This window comes from Bacillus sp. SRB_8, assembly GCF_003264205.1.
GTDB lineage: Bacteria > Bacillota > Bacilli > Bacillales > Bacillaceae_G > Bacillus_A > Bacillus_A mycoides.
Genome location: NZ_NADT01000021.1, coordinates 1 through 25,031, shown reverse-complemented (window position 1 = coordinate 25,031; position 25,031 = coordinate 1). Strand labels below are relative to the sequence as shown.

Sequence of the window (25,031 nt, the reverse complement as noted above, 5' to 3'; positions counted from 1 at the left end):
ATATTAGTCTTGTGGTACAAATGCTTTCCAGCTAGATAAATCCATATTTTGTTTCAAGGTGGATGAAGCAGGGAAAACAAATGACCAAGGTTTTGTAGTATTCGCTTTAATTTCAAGATTCGGTAACGTGAAAGCACCTTTAACAACGATTTCTCCAGAAGCATCTTCAATATGAAGAGGAAGTTGTTCTAGTTGAATGTTATCTTTACAGCCGTTACGAATTAGAAGTGTTGTATGTAAATCACCGTTCTCTTTCAGTGCGGCTTGTAAACCTAGGAAGTTAATTTCACCTTCATTTGGAGGTGTTAAATTGTCTACAAAATTACGTAAAGCATCTTTGCTTGCTTCAGGTAACTGAGATTCCCAAGATGGATCTAAATCTAGTTGATGCTTACTTTCAATTTCGAAAGCTAATTCCCAATCTGATTGAGATAGTTCAGCTTCCGTTATTGTTTCTTGCTCAAATGTAAATACGAACGGCATATTTACGTTTTCAGGAATATCGCCAAGTGCAGACAGGTTAAATGTTTTACGTGCGCACAGCTTTTTATCTTTGTTTAATAGAAGTAATGTAACTTCTTCGAAAGAAATCGGTTTTGGGACACTGCTGCGAATGAAAGCAGCTACATCGTATGCGCCATCACGTTTTTCAATTTCAATTCCTGATAAAGAAATTTGATATTCTTGTAAACGTGGTAATTCTTTATGTAAAAATTGATAAATGTATTTTTGTTCTTGTGCTACGTCACCCCAGCTAGGATGGAAGTAAAGAACTGGCTTTACCGTTTTATTTTGAGAAGTAGTTTCTTCTTGTCCAAATAATTGATTACTAGAAACAGTAGTATCTTTTCCTTTTTTCTTTGCCTTTTTCAGGAATGATAACATAAATTTTCACCTCATGATTGTACGTTTTCTGGAACTGCTAAATGTCTCGCGATATATCGGCACATTTCTTTTTCAAAATTACCGTAAGTGTATAAGAAAATATCCAAACCTTCTTTTTGATAAAGGCGAGTTGGATCTTCTTGTTGATATTGTCTTAAGCCAATACCTTCTTTTAAGTGAGTCATTGCATCTAAGTGATTTACCCAGTTTTGATCTAGGAAGTGTAAACCAACGTAGCGCAGTGATTGTTGTAAATCCGCATGGTCATTTAATTCTTGTACACGTTCGATATAGCTAGAAATTGTATCTTTTAAAACGATTTGTAAATCCTCAGGTGAATGTACGTTGTTCGCAGATAATGGCGGCAAAGTTTCAGCCGCTAAAACTTCTTTAATAGATGCTGTTAAACTAGTGAAATCCCATTCTTCAGGAAGCATTCCTTCAAGAAGGTGCTGCTTAGCAATTGCATCCACAGAGTGTTCAATCATTGGAATAACAAGTTCTATCATATTTGTTTCTTCTTTTAGAAGGTTGTTACGTAGTGTGTATATAACATTACGTTGATCATTAATTACGTCATCTAATTTTAAATTATATTCACGCATTGAGAAATGACCACCTTCACAAATTAATTGTGTACGGTTAATGAAATCATGAACTTTAGATGTATTAATAAGCCCCGTTTTGTCAGGTTTCAGTGATTTTTCCAACTTTTCTACTTCTTCGTGAGCGAAGCGCTTTAGCATCTCATCTTCTAAAGATAGGAAAAATTGAGAGCTTCCCGGATCACCTTGGCGACCAGCTCGTCCTTTAAGCTGGTTATCAACGCGGCGAGATTCATGACGTTCTGTTCCAATTACATGTAATCCACCAAGGGCGTGGACACCTTCACCTAGTAAAATATCAGTACCTCGGCCTGCCATATTTGTAGCGATTGTAATTTGACCTTTTTGCCCAGCAGTTGCAATTAAGTCTGCTTCTTGCTCTGCACTTTTAGCGTTTAATAATTGATACTTTATGTTTGCTTCATCTAAATAACGAGCAACAGTTTCAGATTGCAAGATAGACATCGTCCCAATTAAAATAGGGCGTCCTTGCTTATGCTGTTTTAGAACTTCTTCACGCACAGCTTTATATTTATCATCAGCTGTTACATATACTACGTCATTTTTATCTTCACGAAGAATAGGACGGTTCGTTGGAATTGGAATAACTTCCATATTATATACACGGTTGAATTCTTTTTCTTCCGTTTTTGCGGTACCTGTCATACCTGATAATGCCGGATACATACGGAAGAAGTTTTGAATTGTAATAGAAGCTTGTGTTTGGTTTTCTTCTGTAATTTCTAAACCTTCTTTTGCTTCTAGTGCTTGATGTAAGCCGTCACTTAAAGAGCGACCATCCATAACACGTCCTGTGAAAATATCTACAAGTAGTATTTTTTCATCATGCACAATATAGTCAACGTCAAGCTGGAAAGCGACATTGGCACGTAATGATTGAATCATATAATGGTATAGAGTTTGATGCTCTAAATCATATAAGTTATCGATGTCAAATAAATCTTCTATTTTTGTAATACCGTCTTCTGTAAAACTAGCTGATTTCGATTCTGCATCGTATGTATAGTGAAGGGTATCTTGGAATGATTTAATAACTTTTGCACATAAATAATGCAAATCAGAGCTACCTGATTTCTTCCCAGCAATGATAAGTGGCGTTTTCGCCTCATCAATTAAAACGCTATCAATCTCATCGATAATAGCAAAGTGATAGGGGCGCTGGACTTGATCATTTTGTGAAGCAGCCATATTATCGCGAAGATAGTCAAAGCCAAACTCTGTTCCAATACCGTATGTAATATCAGCTTTGTACGCAAGTTTCTTTTCAGAAGGATCGATTTGAGGAATATTTAATCCAACTTGTAAGCCTAGAAATTCATGAACTTGGCCAATTAACTCTTTATCACGCTTCGCTAAGTAATCGTTTACAGTAATAACATGAACGCCTTTTCCTTCAAGGGCACGTACATATGTTGGGAGAGAGGAAACTAATGTTTTTCCTTCACCAGTTGGCATCTCCGCAATATTACATTCTAGTAATACAAGTCCTCCGATTAACTGCACATCGTAATGGCGTAATCCAAGCACGCGTTTTGCGGCTTCGCGTACAACAGCGAATGCTTCTACTTTTATGTCATCAACTGTTTTACCATCCTTAAGCATACTTTTGAAGGTGACAGTTTTGTGACGTAATTCTTCGTCAGGTAAATCAGCCATTTGTTTTTCCAAATCATTAATATCTTGAACGAGTTGTTCATATTTTTTTAGCTTTCTTTTTTGAGAATCTCCTAACAATTTCTTTACCGAATTCAGCATGTTGTAAACACTCCTCTTACTGACAATAGCTACATTATAGCACATGTTTATCTTGAACAAGTAGAAGTAGTAAGTTGAAGAAAATACTGGATAAAAAAACATATATATGGCACATATTATATTTAAAACATAAAAAGAAAGAGAGTATTCAATATATAAGAAATTTGGTATGATAACTAAATGAGATAAAGTGATGATTCTCAAGTTGAATGAATAATACGGATTTAATATTTTATGTAGATTATATATTGAAAGAAAAGAGATAGAAGATGAATAAAAAGTTTGTAAAAGGCGCTGCGATTTTAACCGTTACAACGTTTATATCGAAAGTAGTGGGGAGTTTTTTTCAAATTCCATTGCAAAATATAGCAGGGGATGAAGTACTTGGGATTTTTCGCCTTGTTTTTCCTGTATATATGATAGCCTTAACTTTATCAGTAGCGGGAGTCCCGCTAGCAATATCCCAGTTAATAGCTGATCTTCATGAAAAGAATGATCGTGACGGAATAGCTAAATTGTTTACGTCCGCATCTATTATCGGTGTTATATTTGGGGTGCTCGGATTTTTAATTATTATCATTGGATCGAGTGGCATTGCAAATATGCTTGGTGGGCAAGAGACGAGGCTAGCATTAATTGTTACTTCGTTTGCTTTATTAATCGCACCGTATATGGCAGTGTACCGTGGATATTTCCAAGGGTTCGGAGATATGATACCTACTGGTGTATCACAAGTAATTGAACAGTTGATACGCGTATTCTTTATGCTAACAATAGCCTATATATTTGTATATTGGAATAAAGGTAGTGATATCATAACAGGCGGAGCAATGATTGGTTCTTGCTTTGGTGTTATTACGTCACTCATATATTTGCGAATGAAATATGTGAAAAGCACGTATCGCTATAAGAGTGAAACATATTCATTACAAGACTTTAAGAAAAACGCGAAAAGTATACTCCGTGTTTCAGTTCCTATTGCAATCGGAGCGTTATCGATGCCTGTTTTAAATTTAGTTGATTCTGTAACAATTCCACATGTGCTACATGAATCTTCTACAACTATTCAGGAACAATTTGGTATATATAGCCGTGGTTTTGCATTTACGCAATTAATTGTTGTATTTGCAAGTGCGATAGTATTTCCGTTAATTCCATTATTAACAGCGGCTTTAACAAAAAAAGATATAGCTTTAGCTAAACTGACAGTAAAACGTACAAATGAGTTTGCACACGTTTTAACAATGCCGATAACGATATGGCTTATGGCGCTTGCAGTACCGCTTAATGTTGCGTTATTTACAGATACAAAAGGAAGTGGCATGTTAGCTATTTTAATTGGTAGCTCGTATTTCACATCACTTATGGTATTATCAATAGGAATCTTGCAAGGGATTAATCGTTCGATGCAAGCAGCATGGATTGTCATCGGTGTAAGTTTTGTAAAAATTGTATTAAATATAGCGCTAGTAAACCAATTTGGTATAAATGGAGCAGCGTATAGTACTCTAATTATTTATATAATGATTTGTATCGCAAATCATATTTATATTAGAAAAGATCTTTCCTATCCAATAGCTATAGGGAAATTTTTGGCTGTGATTGGAGTATCTAGTATTTTAGGTATAGCATTATACTTTGGGACTACATTAATCAATGTGACAGATTCCAGGATTTTAGCAATGATATATAGTGCTGTGGCGCTAAGTATAGCTTCAGTGTTATATGGCATATGTGCATTGAAACTAAACTGGATATCGAAAGAACAAATTCCATTTTTACGTAAATAAAATCGTTGATTATAGAAAATGAACAATATTATACATGGGTATGACTTGTTAGATGTTTGTGAAAGAAATCAATTTGAAGTTATCAAACCTTTCTCGGCAAGGAATGGATAACAATTTGTTTAATTACAAAAAGAGTTGATTGCGAAATGTTGGAGGAGATTAAGAGTGCGGTTAGTTTTATCAGGATATTATGGTTTTTATAATGTTGGGGACGAAGCAATTTTGCAATCAATTATTAAAGCGCTACATGAAGAGGATCCTACTCTTGAGCTTGTTGTACTTTCAAATGACCCCGACTATACAAGAAAAATGTACGGTGTAGAAGCAGTAAACCGATGGGATATAAGAGCGATTTACCGAGAAATAAAGAGAAGTAATGGTTTAATTAGTGGAGGCGGAAGTCTCTTACAAGATAAGACGAGTATTAAGAGTATTTTATACTATACGGGTATTATGCGGCTTGCCCGTTTTTTGAAAAGGCCGTATTATATTTACGCCCAAGGAATCGGACCTATTACGAAGAAGCAAAATCGTTTATTAGTGAAATGGCATGTATCAAAGGCTGAATATATATCAGTACGTGATGAAGACTCTTTTTTGTACTTAAAAGAAATTGGTATTAAGAAAGACATCGAACTTGTTCCAGATCCAGTATTAGCTTGTCAGCCAGAAGAAAAGAAATCCGATTGGCTTCAAAAACATGCGCTGCAAGGAAAGGTCGTTGCGGTTAGTGTAAGGTACTGGGATGCAAAAGAAGATTATATGAAGAAGTTAGCAGATACGCTGAAAAAGCTTAAGCAAGAGGGATACCATATTTTATTTGTACCGATGCATGGACCATTTGATCAAAATGCATCAAGGGATATCATTAATTTGATGGGAGAAGAAGCGCACATGCTCCCTTATAAAATGGATATTCATGAGAAAATCTCTATTTTATCAGAATGCTCTCTTTTAATAGGAATGAGACTGCATGCTCTTATATTATCGGCAGTTGCAAACACGCCTATGATTGGAATTTCATATGATCCAAAGATCGATTCGTTTTTACAACAAGTAAATCAGCCGATTATTGGGAATGTGGATGGAGACTGGACGACAGAAACATTACATAGTATGGCGATTAAACAATTAGGGCAGACAGAATATGTACAGGAAACATTAGGACAAAGGGTAGAGGAATTACGAGAGCAAATTTCCATAGCGTCCAAATATATTATTAATGACTTACATGCAAAAGAGTCTATAAAAAGAGGAATGGAATAGAGGCCATTCCTCTTTTAATTCAATAATTGAGTAGAAAGAAGAACAGGAATCACCTGTTCTTTTTTGCTATGTAAGTAAGAATTTGAAAGAGAAGTGTATGAAAGAAAAAAATGTCGAAAAAAACAACAGATTGAAGTTTTAGTTGTTCCTGAATAGATGTTTTTTCATCTTAAAATCTCAACATTATTATATAAAGAATATCGGTATAATGCGTTTTGTATGAAAGTAACTGGATAATGATGTCGGTCTTCTTCAAAAAAGCGACCTTAAGAATTATGTCGAACGCCAGAGAAATATAGTGTTTATTAATTTTATTATCTTTATATTTATATATTGAAATTGTAAGTGTTTTTCTGCTATAGTTGTAAATGGTTATATAAATATTGTACAAATTTAGTTCTGATGCATTGTTTCGTACATTTTAAATATCCCGATTTTAAAATCTGGTTATTTAAAATAAAAGTCGAAAAAAAAATGAACGTTAGAATTATGAGAATTCACTTTTTTGTCGAATTTAAGGATTTAAATTCGGGTAAAAACGGTTTGATGTCGTTATTATTCTGTATTACGGAGTAATTTTTATATATAGGATCTTAACTACATTTATATTTACTAGTTTCAACATTAAATAGAATATCTATTTAAAATATTATGGGACTAGTATTACATTCCTGAAGGAGGAAATATATAAAATGGCAAAGACTAACTCTTACAAAAAATTAATCGCTGGTACAATGACAGCAGCAATGGTAGCAGGTGTTGTATCTCCAGTAGCAGCAGGTAAAACATTCCCAGACGTTCCAGCTAAATTCTGGGCAGAAGATTCTATTAACTACTTAGTAGAAAAAGGCGCAGTTAAAGGTAACGATGCAGGACTATTCGAGCCTGGAAAAGAGATCACTCGTGCAGAAGCAGCTACAATGATGGCTCAAATCTTAAGCTTACCAATCGAAGAGAACGCTAAACCATCTTATCCTGACGCTCAAGAAGGCTGGGCTGTAAAATACATCGCAGCTGTAGAAAAAGCGGGTGTAGTTAAAGGTAAAGATAACGGCAAATTCGAGCCAAACGGCAAAATCGACCGCGTTTCAATGGCATCTATGCTTATAGAAGCTTACAAATTAGATACTAAAGTAAACGGTACTCCAGAAACTAAATTCAAAGACTTAGAAGATAGCTGGGGTAAAGCAAAAGCTAACATCCTAGTTGAATTAGGAATCTCTGTAGGAACTGGCGACAAATGGGAGCCAAATAAAACTGTAACTAAAGCAGAAGCAGCTCAATTCATTGCTAAGACTGACAAGCAGTTCGGACAAAAAGAAGCAGCTACAGTTGAGTCAGTTAAAGCGATCAACGCTAAAGAGGTCGAAGTTAAACTTGGCGCTACAGTGAAAGAAGAAGATGTGAAGAACGCGAAATTCACAATTTCTCAAGGTGGTACTCCAGTAGCAGTTCCTGCAAAAATCGGTGAAGATAAAAAATCTGTAATCTTAACTCTAGAAGATGCTGATATGCTTAAAAATAACAATGCTTATGTTGTGACTGTTGAAAAATTAAAAACTGCTGAAGGCAAAGAAATTCCAAAAGCATTAGAAGTTATCTTCTTTAATGATGAAGTAGCTCCAACTGTATCTACAGTATCTATTCCAGAAGGAAAACTTAAAGTTGTATTCAGTGAAAAATTAAATGCAACAAAAGGTGCAACTGTAGTAGTTAACGGCCAAAAAGTTGAAGGTAAAGTGGAAAACAATACGTTCACTTCTAAAAATGCTTTAAATTTTGAAAACGGTAAAGAATTCTCAATCATCGTAACTGGTGCTACAGATTTAGTTAATAACACTATGGAAATGTACGAAAGTAAAGCTACTTATAAAGTAGAAAAAGATGTTACAGCTCCAGAAGTTAAAGATGTTAAAGTGAAAGAACTTGCTAAAGGAAACGCTACATTAGAAGTTACATTCTCTGAAGAGATGGCTAACGCGAACCTAGGTACTGTAACAGTTAAAAAAGGCAAAGAAACTTTAGTAGCTACAATTTCTGCTGATGCTCAAGATAAAACAAAAGCGGTTGTTGAAGTAAAAGACGCTCTTAAAGCAGATGAAACAGCTACAAATCTTACAGTTGAACTTGTTGGTTATAAAGATGCAGCTAACAACGTAGGTCAAAAAGTATCTAAAGAAGTAAAAGTTACAAAAGATGAAGTAGCTCCTAACTTCGTAAAAGCTGTAGCAGAAAAAGAACAAAGCGTAGCAGCTACATTTACATTTGATAAAGAAGTAAATGTTGAAACAACTACATTTGATAAAAAAGTTGTTCGTATTATTAATCAAGATACAAGTGAAGATGTAACAGAACAAGTAACTGCAGCAGCAGTTAAAGATAATAAAAAAGCAATCACTTTAACATTCCCAGCTGCAGGTAACTACAAAGTTGCTGCTTCAAAAGGATTTATTCAAGATACAGCTGGCAATAATTCAGCAGCATTTACTGCAGATGTAAAAGTTGATAAAAAGAAAGATGAAGAAGTAGTAAACGTAGATAAAGTAGCTCCAAAGGTAACAAGTGCAGCATTTAATAAGGCTGAAACTACTCTTGTAGTGAAATTTGACAAGGTAGTAAAAGGTGGTCAAGGTGCAGAGTCAGCTGCTAATGTAAGCAACTACACATTAGCAGGTGCTAAATTACCAGAAGGTACACTAATCACTTTATCTGGTGATACTGCAACTATCGAACTACCAAAAACATTCACTTTCGAAAAATCAGAAACAGTGAAGTTTACAGTAGCTAACGTCGCAAATGCATCTGGAATAAAAATGGGTACAACAAACCTATTATTAGATGTTATTGATACAAAAGCTCCTGAATTCAAATCAGCTAAAGTTACAAATGTAGGGAAACAAGAAGTAACTCTTACATTCTCTGAAGCTGTAAACGTTGATGCAACTGACTTTGTATTTGACTTAAATGGTGTGCCATTTACAGTAACAGAAGAATCTGCTAATAAAGCAAAAGAAGCTGCTTCTAAAGAAGTAGCACTTAAGCTAACAACTACAGAGAATGTTAACTTTGCAACTGGTACATTAACGCTTAAAGCTAAAGAGCTTAAAGCGAATGAAACTTTAAATACAGTTGACGGCCTAGCAAATAACAAACTTGTTGCTTTCAAACCAGTAACAGTAGCTCGCTAATTGAAATAAATTTCAATAGAAAGAGTCCACATTATGTGGGCTCTTTTTTATGGTCTAATTTTTATAAAGAACGATTTTTGAAAAATTAATCATATTTTGAAGATTTATAGTTAGTTTTATTGAGAAATAAATTGACAACGTTTTCAAAAATAGAAAAACATCTAATTAATATGTAAATCTTTTGTAAATTCACACCGTTTTTCGTTAAAAAAACATTCGAAAAAAAGAAATAAACGTCGAATTATAATAATTTAAGTCGAATATAGTCCGGAAATTGCATTTATTGTAAAAAACATTTAGGTGATGAAGTGGAAATATGTGCTATAATTCCAATTGTGTATTCGATATGAAAAATATACGAAGCGCAGTGAGGGTGGTTTATAGGAAAACAGTTTATTCATTTCTATATTTTGGTATTATTGATATCCAAATAATACAATTAAAAGACTGAATTATCAGAATGTGTCGAATCTTCTTTTGAGAAAGTTCTTGATAACGAATAGTTTTGTATAGTATGATGAACTTGTTTCAAAAAATGGTATTTAAACCTTATATTTACATCTATAGGTTTATATCATTTTATTATGTAAACTGCTTTTTTATGGTATTTTATATTTTTGTTAATGTTTTTTATTGTTTTATGGCTTTTCTAACTAGCTAGTTTTCAAATTACATATGATATGAAACTAGTAGCATATTCCTGAAGGAGGAAAATTATAAAATGGCAAAGACTAACTCTTACAAAAAATTAATCGCTGGTACAATGACAGCAGCAATGGTAGCAGGTGTTGTATCTCCAGTAGCAGCAGCAGGTAAATCATTCCCGGACGTTCCAGCTGATCATTGGGCATTAGATTCTATTAACTACTTAGTAGAAAAAGGTGCGATTACTGGTAAACCAGATGGTACATATGGTCCAGCTGAAGCAATCGATCGTGCTTCTGCAGCAGTAATTTTCACTAAAATTTTAAGATTACCAGTTGATGAAAATGCTCAGCCATCTTTCAAAGATGCTAAAAATACATGGGCTGCTAAATATATTGCAGCAGTTGAGAAAGCTGGCATCGTTAAAGGTGACGGAAAAGAAAACTTCTATCCAGAAGGAAAGATTGACCGTGCTTCTTTCGCTTCTATGTTAGTAAATGCTTATAACTTAAAAGACAAAGTTAACGGTGAGTTAGTTACAACATTTGAGGATTTATTAGATCATTGGGGTGAAGAAAAAGCAAACATCCTAATCAATCTTGGAATCTCTGTAGGAACAGGAAAAAAATGGGAGCCGAATAAATCTGTATCTCGTGCAGAAGCAGCTCAATTTATCGCAGTAACAGATAAAAAATATGCAAAACCAGATAGCACACAAGCGTATGTAACTGATGTGAAAATTTCTGAACCAACGAAATTAACATTAACAGGAACTGGTTTAGATAAACTTTCTGCTGATGAAGTAACTCTTGAAGGTGACAAAGCAGTTGCGATTGAAGCAAGTGCTGACGGTACATCTGCAACTGTAACACTTGGTGGTAAAGTTGCTCCAAATAAAGAACTTACTGTAAAAGTGAAAAATCAATCATTCGTAACGAAATTCGTATACGAAGTTAAAAAATTAGCTGTAGAAAAATTAACATTTGATGACGATCGTTCTGGTCAAGCAGTTGCCTTCAAATTAAACGATGAAAAAGGTAACGCTGATGTTGAGTACTTAAACTTAGCAGATCATGACGTCAAATTTGTTGCAAATAACTTAGACGGTTCAAAAGCAAACATCTTTGAAGGTGGAGAGTCAACTTCTACTACAGGTAAACTTGGTGTTGGCCTTTCACACGGTGACTACAAAGTAGAAGTACAAGTTACAAAACGTGGTGGTTTAACAGTTTCTAACACAGGTATCATTACAGTGAAAAACCTTGATACACCATCTACTGCAATTAAAAATACTGTATTTGCAGTAGATGCTGATAAAAATGGTGTAGTATACGGTAATACACTTACTGGAAAAGACTTCAAGCTAAATAGCCAAAATTTAGTTGTTGGTGAAAAAGCTCAAATCCATAACGTAGTTGCTACAATTGCTGGAGAAGATAAAGTAGTTGATCCAAACTCAATTAGCATTAAATCTTCAAACCACGGCATTATCTCTGTAGTAAACAACTACATTACTGCTGAAGCTGCTGGTGAAGCTACACTTACTATTAAAGTAGGCGATGTAACGAAAGACGTTAAATTTAAAGTAACTACTGATTCTCGTAAATTACAATCAGTAAAAGCTAACCCAGACAAATTACAAGTTGTTCAAAATAAAACATTACCTGTTACATTCGTAACAACTGACCAATATGGCGATCCATTTGGTGCTAACTCAGCTTCAATTAAAGAAGTTCTTCCAAAAACAGGTGTAGTTGCTGAAGGTGGATTAGATGTAGTAACAACTGATGCTGGTTCAATTGGTACAAAAACTGTTGGTATTACAGGTAACGAAGTAGGCGAAGGTACAGTTCACTTCCAAAACGGTAACGGTAATACTTTAGGTTCATTATACGTAAACGTAACAGAAGGTAACGTTGCATTTAAAAACTTTGAGCTTGTATCTAAATTAGGTAAATACGGTGAATCACCTGATACAAAACTTGACTTAAATGTTTCTAACACAGTTGAGTATCAATTATCTAAGTACACTTCAGAGCGCGTATACTCTGATGCTGAAAACTTAGAAGGCTATGTAGTAGAGTCTAAAAATCCAGCAGTAGCTGATGCTGAAATTGTTGGAAATAAAGTTGTTGTAACAGGTAAAACTCCAGGTAAAGTTGATATTCACTTAACGAAAAATGGTGCAACTGCTGGTAAAGCGACAATCGAAATCGTTCAAGAGAAAATCGCTATTAAATCTGTAAACTTCAAACCAGTTCAAACAGTAAACTTCGTTGAGAAGAAAATTAACATCGGTACTGTGTTAGAACTTGAAGGAAGTAACCTTGATGATATCGTTAAAGGTATTAACTTAACGAAAGAAACACAACATAAAGTACGTGTTGTAAAATCTGGTGACAACCAAGGTAAACTTTATCTTGATACAAATGGCAATGCTCACTTCGATTTATTCGATCAAGAGCTTGGTCATGTAACGGTAAATCAAACAAGTGATTCTGCACTTCCAAACTTCAATCCGGACATCTATAATACTTTAACTACTAAGTACACTGACAAAGGTACATTAGTATTCAAAGTATTAAGAGATAAAGACGTTGTAACAAGCGAAATTGGTTCACAAGCTGTACACGTGAACGTGCTTAACAACCCAAATCTATAAGTTGATTATAGATAGAGTGAAAAATCAGTGGGGATTCATCCCCACTGATTTTTTATTATTTGTTTAATACAAAGAAGCCTCTTGTACATGTACAAGAGGCTTCTTTTATTTTTTAAACTTAAACATCTCACCGCTCAAATTCGAATCACTATACACGAACAATACCATGTTAATGTTGTTGTCTTTAATGTATTGATATACATCCTTTTCGTGATAGTGACGAAGGTCAAGGATGGATGTGTGATTGAAGTTTTGTGCTAAATGAGGCACGATTGCGTTTGCGAATGAGTCTTTTAGGACTAGAGCTCGTACATCATTTGGTGCATTGTTATTTTCGATGACGATTTCTGGATAGTCGTTTGCGTAATAGCCTGCGTATGATGTTGTGTCTTTTTGTTTTTCTACGCCATATAGTTCATCTAATGTGCGATATACGGTGCCGTTTACATCTTTGGCGGCTACGCTCGTAAAGTTGAAGCCGTCTTTTGGTGTGTAGTAGCATAGTTTTTCTCCAGTTGCATCGATTAGTTGGTATAGCTGGTTGTTAAAGCTTCCGACTAGATGTTTATTTGGAGCGCACGTACGAGTGTAATCTTCTTTTTTTATTTCTTTTCCTTTATATATAGAAGATTGTTGCGCGATTGTGTTCATTATATATTGATAGCCTAAGAAGGCACCATCCATATTCCAGTGATGGTCTGTTTTGAAGTACATACTTTGTATTTCTTCATTTGTATAGTTTTTCTTAAAGTGTTCCATGAGTTTAATTGGTTTTACGTCCGCTGGAAGTTTATCTAGAAAATAATTTAAATTTTCCTGTGCATATGTGTGAATATGGGAAGGTAATTTAAATGATAATGCATTCGTTTTGGACGGTGGTAAAGCAAAGTAAAACTCAACGTTTTGTTCTTTTAAAAACTGAGATAAATCGTTTATAGCAGACATGGATTGATCGATTTCAGTATATTTTGTAGTCCATGCTGGGTTTTTTAGAAGCCATTTATCATCAGTTAAAATAATATCGTTAATGAGAGACTTGTCCATATTAATTTGAGCAAGCGTATAGTTTTTAATGAGTTCATCTCTTCCGATTAATTGATCGTTTGTATATGTCTCAAAGTCTTTAAAGAAGCTACCATTTACGACAGCTTCTTTTGTAAGAGCCGGTTTTTGAGCGAGTGGACGATTTTCAACGGGCGAAACTGCTCGGTCAGTTTTGAGAAGCGATAATATGCCGAATGAAAAGATAATGGTGAGAAAACCGATAAATAGGACGATGTTCCCCAATTTTTTCATAATAACGTTTCCTTCCTACATAAAGTGAAACTTTAATCAGTGGGGGGTGTTCATCCCCACTGATTATTAGTTGAACCAATCGGGCTTTCACGGGCAGCCCGTAAAATAGCGGGATAAGTTAAAACCTGAAATAAATAAATGGATTATATGTTGAATTAACTAAATACATAATCGAAAGCATAAATAATGTTAGTAATAATATAGGACGTACAACTTGCATCGTGAATGTATACGTTTTTGGCGCAAGTTCTAGTATGTTTTTAACTCTCTTTAAAATCGGTGTCGCTGCGATAAAGGCAATGATAAAAATAATAATGTATTCATGTACGTATAACATTGTGTTGTCATCGATGAAAGATTGCCTCTCTATGCCAAACATCGCTTTTAAATATTGGAACGAGTATGCGAAGTTATCAGCTCGGAAGAAGACCCAACCGATCATAACGATGATTAGTACATATGCATGTTGCAGCGGCGTCCATAGTTTATTTAATATTTTCTCGAATCCAGATTTTTCAATCGAGATAATAAAGCCGTAATATAATCCCCAGGCGATAAATGTCCAGCTTGCTCCGTGCCATAAACCAGTTAATCCCCATACGATGAAGAGGTTACGGTAATTTGCTAGTTTGGAAACGCGGTTTCCGCCGAGCGGAATGTATATATAGTCGCGGAACCAAGAACCTAGTGTAATATGCCATCTTCTCCAAAATTCTGAAATGGACTTTGAAATGTATGGATAATCGAAGTTTTTGGGGAAATCAAATCCGAACATTTTTCCAAGTCCAATTGCCATATCCGAGTATCCTGAGAAATCGAAATAGATTTGAAGCGTATAGGCGATAATCCCGATCCAAGCTGTTCCAACGCTTATCTCAGACGGCGGTAAGGCGAAGATTTTATCTGCGACAAATCCGACCTGGTTGGCGATTAATATTTTTTTCGCTAATCCTAGAATGAAAATTTGTAGACCTTCTGTAAATTTTTCAAAAGAATGGATACGCGTTTTAATTTGTTCAGCAACGATATTATAACGAACGATTGGTCCGGCAATAAGCTGCGGGAAAATAGAAATATATAGTGCTAAGTTAAGTGGGTTCTTTTGAACATCCCCGTCTTTACGATATATATCGATGACATAGGACATCGCTTGGAATGTATAAAATGAAATCCCAATCGGTAGTGGAATAGGTTCCACCTGGATAGATAAATGTAAAGCGTTGTTTAAAATGTCTGTGAAAAATGAAATATATTTAAAATAAGAAAGTAATAAAATATTCCCGACCACAGCCATAATTAAAAATGTGACTTTCATATTTTTTCGTTTATCATAATGATGCACGAGTAGGCCGAAGCAATAGTTTAATACAATAGAGAAGAGCATTAAAAGAACGAAACGTGGTTCTCCCCATGCATAAAAAATTAAACTAAATGCAAGTAATACGAAATTACGAAGCTCGGCACGCACTATAAAATAGAAAAATAATACGAGAGGTAAAAAGATAAATAAGAAAATCGAACTACTAAATACCAAAGGACTCTCCTCACTTTTTCAAAAATACATTTCGTGCAAAAAACCGACATTTCTATTATATATTCTTTTAAATAAAAGTGCCTTTAATATTTTAGCATGTTAATAATTCGATTGAAATGATTATCCTATATAATAGAAGAAAAGGGGAGCGGAATCCTTTTGACACTCACTATTTGGATAAGATAAGATGAATAAGGTGTGATTTGTTTAGAAGGGAAGAGATGGTGTGTTATTTAACTCATTTGAGTTTATTTTTTTATTTTTACCGATAGCATTTCTTTTATATTTTCTATTAAATAAATTTGGACATGCTACATTAGCGAAAGCTTGGCTCGTTGCGGCCTCTCTATTTTTCTATAGTTATTGGAATGTGAAATATTTACCGCTTATGTTAGTGTCGCTCATTGTGAACTACTTTATCGGAATGAGGCTCGTGAAACAAAAGAGTAAACTTCTTTTAACGGTAGGATTAATATTTAATATAGGAATGCTTAGTTATTTCAAGTATTATGATTTCTTCTTACAAAATGTAAATTCATTATTTGGAACTCATTTTACATTATTATCTTTAACGTTACCACTTGCGATTAGTTTCTATACGTTTCAAAAAATCGCATTTTTAGTAGATACGTATCGCGGGGAAACGAAGGCATGTCATTTTCTTGATTACGCACTGTTTGTAACATTTTTCCCGCAGCTTATTGCAGGACCGATTGTACATCATGCGCAAATTATGCCGCAGTTTGCTGACGATAGTAAAAAGAACTGGCAATCGAAGTATATCGTTCTTGGTATATTTGTATTTGCAGTCGGTATTTTCAAAAAAGTAGGTATTGCAGATGTATTATCACCCCTTGTACATGAAGGGTTTGATGTGCAGCAATCATTAACATTTGTTGAAGCATGGCTTACGTCGTTAGCGTTTACGTTCCAATTGTATTTTGATTTTAGTGGATATAGTGATATGGCAATTGGAATCGCTTTAATGTTTAATATTAAATTACCTCAAAATTTTAATTCACCGTATAAAGCAGTGAATATACAAGATTTTTGGCATCGTTGGCATATGACGCTTAGCCAGTTTTTAACGAAGTACGTATACATTTCTCTAGGAGGAAATCGAAAAGGAATTACGCGTACATACGTAAATGTTATGATTGTATTTTTAATAAGTGGACTTTGGCACGGAGCTGGTTGGACATTTGTTTTTTGGGGATTCTTGCACGGTTTGGCTTCTGTTATTCATCGCTTATGGAGTAAAGCAGGAGGGCGCATGCCAGCCTTTGCTGGTTGGTTCGTTACGTTTTTCTTCATTAATATAACGTGGGTATTCTTTAGGGCAACATCGATGCATGATGCGGTGAAAGTGTTAAAAGGAATGTTCGGACTAAATGGAATCGAATTAGCAAATAGCGTATTCCCAGCATTTATAATAGAGAAGCTGCAATTTTTAACAGAGTACGGTGTTTCATTTACAGAAGGGTACCATGTCTCTTTATTAGATCCGAAAATCGTAGCGTATATTTTCGGAGCGTTATGTGTTAGTTTCTTCTTAAAAAATTCAATTCAGTTAAAAGATTCATTCCGTCCGAATGTATGGACTGCTTTATTTACTGCAGTATTACTCGTATATAGCGTGTTACATTTAACGAGTATTAGTGAGTTTTTATACTTTAATTTCTAGGTGGAGAATATGAAAAACAAACATTGGCTTATTTTCGTTTTTGTATGTGTTTTTGTTCCTCTGGCAGGTGTCGGGATATTTAATAGCTATATAGATTCACTTTGGTTATTCCCGCATAAAAATAAGTGGAATGATGTTCAGTACGGGTTTAACGAGAGACAACAGAAAACAAATTATATAACGTACCGTCCGTTTACATATGATGGAGTTATACTTGGAAGTAGTAGAACGACTTTTATTAACGAGAATGACTTCACCGGGTTAAACGCATTTAATTATGCGGTAAGCAGTACAGATCCGCGTGAGTATGATGCATATATTGAATATGCAAAAGAACAAAAAGGTAGTGGACTCGAGTCTATTGTACTTGGTTTAGATTTCCTTGGAACGAACAAAAATAGGGAAATTGGTTTTGATAAACCAGAAGCGTATATTAAGCAGGCGCAAAGTTTATTGTATCCGATTAAATCGTATGTAAGTATGGACGGGATTACTTATTCAAAGAATACAATTGCAAATTCCACCCATCATAGTACGAATCTTGACCGGTACAATCGAGAGAATATAAAATCGATGCGCGATTATACGAAAGAAGAACGTGATGCGCAAATAGCGGCGCAAGTAGATAAGTTTAGTAAAGAGATTTATGGCGGGAATTATGAGTATCAAAATATGAAAGAAATATTAGGAACAGTAAAGGCTCATAATCCGAACACGAAGTTTTATATTTTTACAACGCCTGTTTCAGAGCCTCTGTTCCGTACGATGATTCAATCAGGGCGATGGGAAGATTATAAAAAATGGCTTCATGACGCTGTAGATGTATTTGGAGAAGTGCACCATTTCATGTATCTTAATTCCGTTACAACGAATTTAGATAACTATATGGATGGGCATCATTTCAGACCGGAAGTTGGAAAGTTGATTGCGCATAAAGTTGTAAATGAGGAAGATAGCAACGTCCCGAAAGACTTTGGTATTGTTATTACGAAGGATAATATTGATGAGGTGTTGGAGGAGATTCGGGCGTATTTTTAATAGGGAAAGTTTGAAAAGCTAGATCATAATGTGATCTAGTCTTTTTTTTGTAGATTGCTGCTTTGTCAAACTTTGTCGGTAAATCGATATCTTCTATAGAATCGTTAATATAATTTCATGTATTACTTTCAAAAGAAGAAGCAGCATCCAAATGGATGCTGCTTCACTTTATTCTACCTCTAAATCAACAATTAAGTAAGCGAGTATAACAACGAAGAAAATACTAACGGACGGCGCTGTTAATACGTGGCCGGACATAAAGCCGATTCCAAGTGATAGTACAACGGTGCTAGCTAATAGCATATATTTCACAGTTAATATTTTCTTGAAGTTTGTTATGATGTGAATGAATAATTTGATACCGAAGTATAGAAGTGGTATTAAGTAAATAAGGAAACCGACGATTCCGAATGCAAAGAATAGATCGTGGAAGTCCATTTCGATTAATTTAATTTTAACCGTATAGTTACCAGCATAGCCCATTCCGAATAATTTTTGTGATAGTGGTGCGTCTTTATAGTATTGTTTGTATACTTTTAAAAACTTATCGCGATCACTGTAAATTAAACTTTTGACCTCAGAGTCTGTTAGTTCACCTTTTGCATGTTTTTTCTCTGCGTCAGGATCTTCTTTAATTATTTTTCCTTCTTTTCTATCCTTTTCTTCTTGTACTGATTTTTTGTATTCGTATATTTGCATGTGGATGCCCATATTTTTTGCGATAGGAGTATGCGGTGTAAGGGCAATTAAACCTCCTAGTATAATAGCGGCAACAACTGTATTTACGAGATATGTGAATCCTTTTCCTTCTTTTTTGCGATGAACCATATATTCAATGAATGAGAATAAAAGTGCCACGCCAAGCGTTAGAACAATTGCACCATATCCTACTTTAGTTCCGACCATAATACTTGCATACATCGCGAGTATTGTTGGAATCCAGTAATAGATTTTCGAGAAAGAAGTTGTTTTATGAATCGAATATAACACTACGATTGGGAACATAATTGCAAAAATAGAACTTAAATCATTCCCAGCAAAGAACCAACCTCTTGAACCAATCTTTGAGTGAGGGTAGCTTGGGAAATCTGTACTAGTTTGCATTGCAACAATTAGTGTGATGCTTAAAATTAAAGTTGCATATAAGAAATATGTAATGATTTTATGAAATGCATATTCTTTATTTTTTAACTCTTTAAAGACGATAATATATCCAAACAGTAGTACAATTGGATATATGCTCTTTAAAATGAATTTCACTTCTTCGCCAAATGAAACTGGGGATTTAATCATCATATTATTTACAAGACCAATTGCTAGTACGATACCGAGTAGGCATAAATAGAGAATGTACTTTTTCGCTCCATGTTGATTTCTATGAAGAAGTAGATAACCTAATGCAAGAAGCATAAAGGCGAAACGGACTACGATTCCAACTGTTGCGCTCATGTGTAATACATAGATTGAAAAAGACGTTAATAAATCTAAAATTGGTTGAAACACAATGAATAGCAATAGGAAATGCGGGAAGTAGTTATCCGTTTGTTTCAACTTATTAACCATATATTCCTCCATTTCTTCATTCCTTTAGTTCAATACCCAAGAGATGGGGATAAAAGCCTTATTAATATAGTAAGGTGAATGAATTTCAATATTTGTTTTTTTGCATCAAACTTAAGAATACACCATTTCATTGTAATGGTAAATAGATGAAAAGTATTGATAAACCGACTTTAATTTCTATATTTTTTAACGAAATTGTATGTTTTATACGGAGATATATACAAATTATGAGGTTATTAGACAGAAAATTAAGAAAAAAGAAGGATTTTTAACATGCTTTCTATAATTATATAAGTATAATCTTTATGTTGAAAAGAGGGGTATATATAATGGAAGTAACAAGTAAAACAGAATCTGTTGTTGTGAAATATGAAGGGCGCGTAGCAACGGTTATGGTTAATCGTCCAGAGGTTTTAAATGCATTAGATGAACCAACGTTAAAAGAGTTATTACAAAAGTTGAAAGAAGTGGCGGAAAGTTCTGTTCACGTTGTTGTGTTGTGTGGAAGTGGCCGTGGTTTTTCTGCGGGTGGAGATATTAAATCAATGCTTTCAAGTAATGATGAAAGTAAGTTTGAAGGCATCATGAATACAATTTCTGAAATCGTTGTGACGTTATATACGATGCCGAAGCTTGTTATTAGTGCAATTCATGGGCCGACTGCTGGACTTGGATTAAGTATTGCATTAACAGCTGATTATGTCATGGCAGATATATCATCAGTTATTGCGATGAACTTTATTGGAATCGCTTTAATTCCAGATGGTGGCGGCCATTTCTTCCTTCAAAAGCGCGTCGGTGAAAATATGACGAAGAAAATCATTTGGGAAGGGAAGAAATTATCAGCGACAGAAGCGTTAGATATCGGTTTAATTGACGAAGTAATCGGTGAGGATTTCCAAACGGCTGTGAAGCAAAAAATTAATGAATGGTTACAAAAACCAATCAAGGCAATGATTCAAACGAAACAAATTTTATGTGAAGTAAATCGTTCTAATTTAGAACAAACGCTTCAGCTCGAAAAGCGTGGTCAATATGCGATGAGACAAACAGCGGACCATAAAGAAGGTATTGCTGCTTTTCTAGAAAAACGTTTACCAGCATTTAAAGGGGAATAAAGTGAAAGTTTAATCCGTGGGGATTTGTCTATTCCCAGGGGATTAATAGTCTTACTGCCCGTTAATTCGAGATAAAGGGAAGAAAGTGCTAACACATTTTAGTATAATTGTGTTAGCACTTTTTTTAGGAGTAATAAATGAAGAAAATTATCGGTGTTATCGTTATTATTTTACTTACATATTATGGCTTTGCATAGTACACCATCTCTTGCGGTACGGACTGCATTATTCTTTGAGGGACATCCAACTGTTGCTTTCTCTGGTGAAGTGAAGAAAGAACGGGATGTGAAAAAAGAGGCGATTCCTGATGAGTACCAAACCTTATACGGCGATAAGAAAGAAGAACCAGAGCATTACTTCTTTCCGGTAGTAAAGGCGCACGGATCAGGAATTGATATGTTAAGTGCTTGTGTGAAAAAAGAGTGGTTTTTCTATAAAGCAGAGCTTGGGTGTTATTAAAAGTGGGAGGAAAAGTGATGTCAACTTATAACAGATTAGTAAGAGATCGTGTCCCAGAGAAAATTTTGATGTCTGGAAAAACATATACAGCACAAAAATTAACAGGACAAGCTTACATACAAGCGTTAGCGAAAATTGGTACAGAAGAAATTCGTGAATTTGCTTCGATGAAAGAGCGTGAACATGCGCTAGATTCACTTGCAGATGCACTTGAAATTATTATTTCATTAGCGCGTGCAGAAGGTGCAACAATGGAAGATGTAGAGCTTATTCGTAAGCAGAAAGAAGAAGAGCGCGGCGGATTTACAAGAGGGATTTATTTGATGGACGTTTCGGAAGAGTAGTTTTATCCCGCTATTTGCGGGCAGTAAGACCCCAAACTCAAAATTCGGCGAATGCGAGGGAGTCGGGCTGCCCGTAAAAGCCCAATTGATGCGGGCTGATTAAAGTTTCACTTTATAGAAAAAGCACAGTGTTAATGGAGATAATGCGGTGCTTTTTTGTCATTGAGATTAGGATAAAATGAATTTTAATATAATTTAGAAAATTAAACTATATGAGTAGAGGTTTTATCGTAATTTCGCTATACTAAATAGTAGAGAAAATGAGGAGGAAACGACAATGGCACATCATACGAAAGAAACGATGGAACTTATTAAGGAGCTTGTCTCTATTCCAAGTCCATCTGGAAACACGGCGAAAATTATTAGTTTTATTGAAAACTATGTAAGTGAGTGGAATGTAGAGACGAAGCGTAATAATAAAGGCGCTCTTATTTTAACGGTTAAAGGAAAGAATGATGAGCAGCATCGTTTATTAACTGCACACGTTGATACGTTAGGTGCGATGGTGAAAGAAATTAAGCCTGACGGTCGTCTTCGTCTATCTATGATTGGTGGATTTCGCTGGAACTCTGTAGAAGGGGAATATTGCGAAATTGAAACGTCAAGCGGTAAGAAATATACAGGTACAATTTTAATGCATCAAACTTCTGTCCATGTGTACAAAGATGCAGGGGAAGCGAAGCGCGATGAGAAAAATATTGAAGTGCGTATTGATGAGCGTGTCTTTTCAGCAGATGAAGTACGTGAGTTAGGAATTGAAGTAGGAGACTTCGTTTCATTTGATCCACGCGTTCAAATTACAGAGAGTGGATACATAAAATCACGTCATTTAGACGATAAAGTAAGTGTTGCAATTCTATTAAAATTAATTAAAAGATTACAAGATGAAAAGGTAACATTACCATATACAACACATTTCTTAATTTCTAATAATGAAGAAATTGGGTACGGTGGAAACTCAAATATTCCAGAGGAAACGGTAGAATATTTAGCAGTTGATATGGGAGCGTTAGGTGATGGACAAGCATCTGATGAATATACAGTATCCATTTGTGCGAAAGACTCTAGCGGTCCATACCATTACGCTTTACGTAAACATTTAGTTGAACTGGCGAAAGCGAACGCTATTGAATATAAAGTGGATATTTATCCATACTACGGATCAGACGCATCAGCTGCGATTCGTGCCGGATTTGATGTGAAACATGCGTTAATTGGAGCTGGTATTGATTCTTCTCACGCATTTGAGCGTACGCACGAAAGCTCGATTGCACATACAGAAGCACTTGTTTATGCATATGTGTTATCAGAAATGATAGTAGAATAGTGAGAGGGTGGTTGATTCTATGAATCAACCACTTTTTTGTGTATAAAAAATACTTTAAGTGTATTTTATTTTACAATATTAAGAAAGTAGGTTTACTACAGAATTCTAGTATTATAGAATGATAGAGGCGCACTAATTTTTTTAATTTATTTTTGCTAAAATTTGTATATTAAGATTATGCGTTTTTGAACATTCATTTTCGAGGGGAGTACTATTATTTATGAAGTATCGTGCAGTCGCGGCTGGTATTTTAGCCGCAAGTTTATTATCATCTCCAGTAAGTAGTTTCGCAGCAGGGAAAAAGTTTTCGGATGTTCCTACATGGGCGCAGGAATCGGTTGACTATTTAGTAGGGAAAAAAGCGCTTGATGGAAAACCAGACGGAACGTTTTCTCCATCGGAAGCAGTAGATAAAGGATCAGCTGCAAAAATATTAGCAGCAGTTCTTGGCTTACCAATTGATCCAAAAGCGAAACCATCTTTTAAAGATTCGCAAGATCATTGGGCAGCACCATATATTGCTGCGGTAGAAAAAGCGGGTGTAATTAATGGAGATGGTACTGGGAAATTCAATCCATCAAGCCAAATTAACCGTGCATCAATGGCATCTATGCTTGTACAAGCATATTCATTAGATAAGAAAATTATTGGAGAACTTCCAACGCAGTTTAAAGATTTGGAACCTCATTGGGGTAAGAAACAAGCTAATATTTTAGTAGCTTTAGAGATTTCAATGGGTACAGGAAATGGCTGGAATCCTGACGGTACTGTAACTCGTGCTGAAGCAGCTCAGTTCATCGCAATGGCAGATAAAAATAAAACAAATACATCGAAAAGAATGTATATGAATAGAAACTTTATTACATATCATCAAGCATCGTTATCATCTGGTATTACTGACGTTCAACATAAGCCACAAATGATTGAAGTGAAAGAGCAAAGAACGGACGGTTGGTTGAAGGTTGTAACGAGTAAAGGTGAGAAGTGGACACCATTACAAGAAAAAACAGAGTCTATTAATCAAGAATTCACTACATATCAAGAAGCTTTACATACGTCTACAGTGGCAGGCACACATAAAGCACAACAAGTAACTGTTATTGAAGAAAAAGATAGCTGGATTCGTATCCGTATGGGAGCTGGTTTCCAATGGGTGGATAAAAATCAATTAAACCCAGTGAAGCAAGGTAACTTCCTAGAAGGTAAAGCGATTATTATTGATCCGGGTCATGGTGGAATTGATTCGGGGAACCCTGGTTATTATGAGAAAGAAAGTAAAACCGTATTAGATGTATCATTACGATTACAGAAAATATTTGAGAAAAAGACACCGTTTACTGTGTTGTTAACTCGTGAGAATGATACACGTCCAGGAAACACTGCAGCTGAGTCTTTACAAAAACGTGTAGAATTTGCTCAGGCAAATAAAGGTGATATTTTTGTAAGTATTCATGGTAATGGTACGGATAGTAAACAAGGACAAGGTACAGAAACATTCTACTATGAATCAGCGACAGCAAGAGGGACAAACCCGAATGTATCAGAAAGTCGTTTATTAGCAGAGAAAATTCAAGAGCGTCTTGTAGATGCACTTGGAACAAAAGATCGCGGTGTGAAGAAAGGCGATTTATACGTAACTAGAGAAAATACAATGCCAGCTGTATTAGCAGAATTAGCATTTGTAGATAATAAAAGCGATGCTGATAAAATTGCTACATCAGAACAGAGACAAAGTGCAGCAGAAGCTATTTATCAAGGTATTTTAGATTACTACGAAGCAATGGGTAACAACGTATCTTCTTTCCGTTAATGAATAAAAGAGATTGCCATAGTGGTCTTATCCCTGTCAAG

The 25,031-nt window shown here is 35.1% G+C and carries 15 protein-coding genes and 1 pseudogene; 11 read left to right on the top strand and 5 right to left on the bottom strand.

Translation table 11 applies throughout. From position 1 onward, the window contains the following. Positions 1–3 precede the first annotated feature (3 nt). Positions 4–885 carry an accessory Sec system S-layer assembly protein gene (locus tag B5P40_RS20105; RefSeq protein WP_002188479.1) on the bottom strand — a complete coding sequence of 294 codons (882 nt, stop codon included), beginning with the start codon at positions 883–885 and terminating at the stop codon, positions 4–6. A gap of 11 nt (positions 886–896) precedes the next feature. After that, complete coding sequence (gene secA2 / locus B5P40_RS20100) at positions 897–3,266, bottom strand: accessory Sec system translocase SecA2 (protein WP_113709743.1); 2,370 nt, start codon at positions 3,264–3,266, stop codon at positions 897–899. 269 nt (positions 3,267–3,535) lie between these two features. On the opposite strand from secA2, the gene B5P40_RS20095 reads away from it, so the two are divergent. The 4 genes from B5P40_RS20095 to B5P40_RS20080 all read left to right on the top strand — a co-directional run bounded on the left by B5P40_RS20095 (position 3,536) and on the right by B5P40_RS20080 (position 12,817). Continuing rightward, the gene (locus B5P40_RS20095) at positions 3,536–5,056 is read left to right on the top strand and encodes a putative polysaccharide biosynthesis protein (protein ID WP_113709742.1); all 1,521 of its coding nucleotides are present in this window, start codon (positions 3,536–3,538) and stop codon (positions 5,054–5,056) included. 165 nt (positions 5,057–5,221) lie between these two features. Next, positions 5,222–6,322: a polysaccharide pyruvyl transferase CsaB gene (gene csaB, locus B5P40_RS20090; protein ID WP_002030044.1), complete on the top strand. Its 1,101-nt coding sequence runs from the start codon at positions 5,222–5,224 to the stop codon at positions 6,320–6,322. 692 nt (positions 6,323–7,014) lie between these two features. Beyond that, on the top strand, positions 7,015–9,510 hold the full coding sequence (locus B5P40_RS20085) for an S-layer homology domain-containing protein (RefSeq protein ID WP_113709741.1): 2,496 nt from the start codon (positions 7,015–7,017) through the stop codon (positions 9,508–9,510). 721 nt (positions 9,511–10,231) lie between these two features. After that, positions 10,232–12,817 (top strand): S-layer homology domain-containing protein, encoded by a 2,586-nt coding sequence (locus tag B5P40_RS20080; RefSeq protein WP_002188483.1) that lies wholly within the window; start codon positions 10,232–10,234, stop codon positions 12,815–12,817. Between the two features lie 105 nt (positions 12,818–12,922). Here B5P40_RS20080 and patB1 read toward each other — a convergent pair whose 3' ends face one another. Beyond that, complete coding sequence (gene patB1 / locus B5P40_RS20075) at positions 12,923–14,113, bottom strand: secondary cell wall polysaccharide O-acetyltransferase PatB1 (protein WP_078176387.1); 1,191 nt, start codon at positions 14,111–14,113, stop codon at positions 12,923–12,925. A 118-nt stretch (positions 14,114–14,231) separates the two neighbouring features. Further along, a complete protein-coding gene (locus B5P40_RS20070; protein ID WP_078176388.1) occupies positions 14,232–15,647 on the bottom strand; it encodes an MBOAT family O-acyltransferase in 1,416 nt (471 codons plus the stop codon). A gap of 226 nt (positions 15,648–15,873) precedes the next feature. On the opposite strand from B5P40_RS20070, the gene B5P40_RS20065 reads away from it, so the two are divergent. Both B5P40_RS20065 and B5P40_RS20060 read left to right on the top strand, forming a co-directional pair. Further along, positions 15,874–17,331, top strand: a complete 1,458-nt coding sequence (locus B5P40_RS20065; protein ID WP_113709740.1) for an MBOAT family O-acyltransferase — start codon at positions 15,874–15,876, stop codon at positions 17,329–17,331. A gap of 9 nt (positions 17,332–17,340) precedes the next feature. Continuing rightward, on the top strand, positions 17,341–18,369 hold the full coding sequence (locus B5P40_RS20060; RefSeq protein WP_078176390.1) for a hypothetical protein: 1,029 nt from the start codon (positions 17,341–17,343) through the stop codon (positions 18,367–18,369). 168 nt (positions 18,370–18,537) lie between these two features. Here the strand turns inward: B5P40_RS20060 and B5P40_RS20055 are convergent, their stop codons facing one another. Beyond that, positions 18,538–19,932 (bottom strand): O-antigen ligase family protein, encoded by a 1,395-nt coding sequence (locus B5P40_RS20055; protein ID WP_078176391.1) that lies wholly within the window; start codon positions 19,930–19,932, stop codon positions 18,538–18,540. Positions 19,933–20,261: 329 nt separating this feature from the next. Between B5P40_RS20055 and B5P40_RS20050 the strand changes: the two genes are divergently transcribed. The 5 genes and pseudogenes from B5P40_RS20050 to B5P40_RS20030 all read left to right on the top strand — a co-directional run bounded on the left by B5P40_RS20050 (position 20,262) and on the right by B5P40_RS20030 (position 24,990). Then, positions 20,262–21,050: an enoyl-CoA hydratase gene (locus B5P40_RS20050; protein WP_002010905.1), complete on the top strand. Its 789-nt coding sequence runs from the start codon at positions 20,262–20,264 to the stop codon at positions 21,048–21,050. Positions 21,051–21,187: 137 nt separating this feature from the next. Next, a pseudogene (locus B5P40_RS20045) lies at positions 21,188–21,509 on the top strand (hypothetical protein). A gap of 17 nt (positions 21,510–21,526) precedes the next feature. Beyond that, on the top strand, positions 21,527–21,853 hold the full coding sequence (locus B5P40_RS20040) for a nucleoside triphosphate pyrophosphohydrolase (protein WP_002125566.1): 327 nt from the start codon (positions 21,527–21,529) through the stop codon (positions 21,851–21,853). Positions 21,854–22,130: 277 nt separating this feature from the next. Continuing rightward, the gene (locus B5P40_RS20035; protein ID WP_002125567.1) at positions 22,131–23,180 is read left to right on the top strand and encodes a M42 family metallopeptidase; all 1,050 of its coding nucleotides are present in this window, start codon (positions 22,131–22,133) and stop codon (positions 23,178–23,180) included. A 220-nt stretch (positions 23,181–23,400) separates the two neighbouring features. Then, on the top strand, positions 23,401–24,990 hold the full coding sequence (locus tag B5P40_RS20030) for an N-acetylmuramoyl-L-alanine amidase (RefSeq protein ID WP_113709739.1): 1,590 nt from the start codon (positions 23,401–23,403) through the stop codon (positions 24,988–24,990). The last annotated feature ends 41 nt before the right edge of the window (positions 24,991–25,031 follow it).

Excerpts from the sequence above, each read along its gene's own strand:
- B5P40_RS20085 (WP_113709741.1), top strand. The coding sequence starts at position 7,015 with ATGGCAAAGACTAACTCTTACAAAAAATTAATCGCTGGTACAATGACA.
- B5P40_RS20080 (WP_002188483.1), top strand. The coding sequence starts at position 10,232 with ATGGCAAAGACTAACTCTTACAAAAAATTAATCGCTGGTACAATGACA.
- B5P40_RS20105 (WP_002188479.1), bottom strand. The coding sequence starts at position 885 with ATGTTATCATTCCTGAAAAAGGCAAAGAAAAAAGGAAAAGATACTACT.
- B5P40_RS20095 (WP_113709742.1), top strand. The coding sequence starts at position 3,536 with ATGAATAAAAAGTTTGTAAAAGGCGCTGCGATTTTAACCGTTACAACG.
- B5P40_RS20050 (WP_002010905.1), top strand. The coding sequence starts at position 20,262 with ATGGAAGTAACAAGTAAAACAGAATCTGTTGTTGTGAAATATGAAGGG.
- B5P40_RS20055 (WP_078176391.1), bottom strand. The coding sequence starts at position 19,932 with ATGGTTAATAAGTTGAAACAAACGGATAACTACTTCCCGCATTTCCTA.
- B5P40_RS20040 (WP_002125566.1), top strand. The coding sequence starts at position 21,527 with ATGTCAACTTATAACAGATTAGTAAGAGATCGTGTCCCAGAGAAAATT.
- B5P40_RS20035 (WP_002125567.1), top strand. The coding sequence starts at position 22,131 with ATGGCACATCATACGAAAGAAACGATGGAACTTATTAAGGAGCTTGTC.
- patB1 (WP_078176387.1), bottom strand. The coding sequence starts at position 14,113 with ATGAAAAAATTGGGGAACATCGTCCTATTTATCGGTTTTCTCACCATT.
- B5P40_RS20030 (WP_113709739.1), top strand. The coding sequence starts at position 23,401 with ATGAAGTATCGTGCAGTCGCGGCTGGTATTTTAGCCGCAAGTTTATTA.
- secA2 (WP_113709743.1), bottom strand. The coding sequence starts at position 3,266 with ATGCTGAATTCGGTAAAGAAATTGTTAGGAGATTCTCAAAAAAGAAAG.
- B5P40_RS20060 (WP_078176390.1), top strand. The coding sequence starts at position 17,341 with ATGAAAAACAAACATTGGCTTATTTTCGTTTTTGTATGTGTTTTTGTT.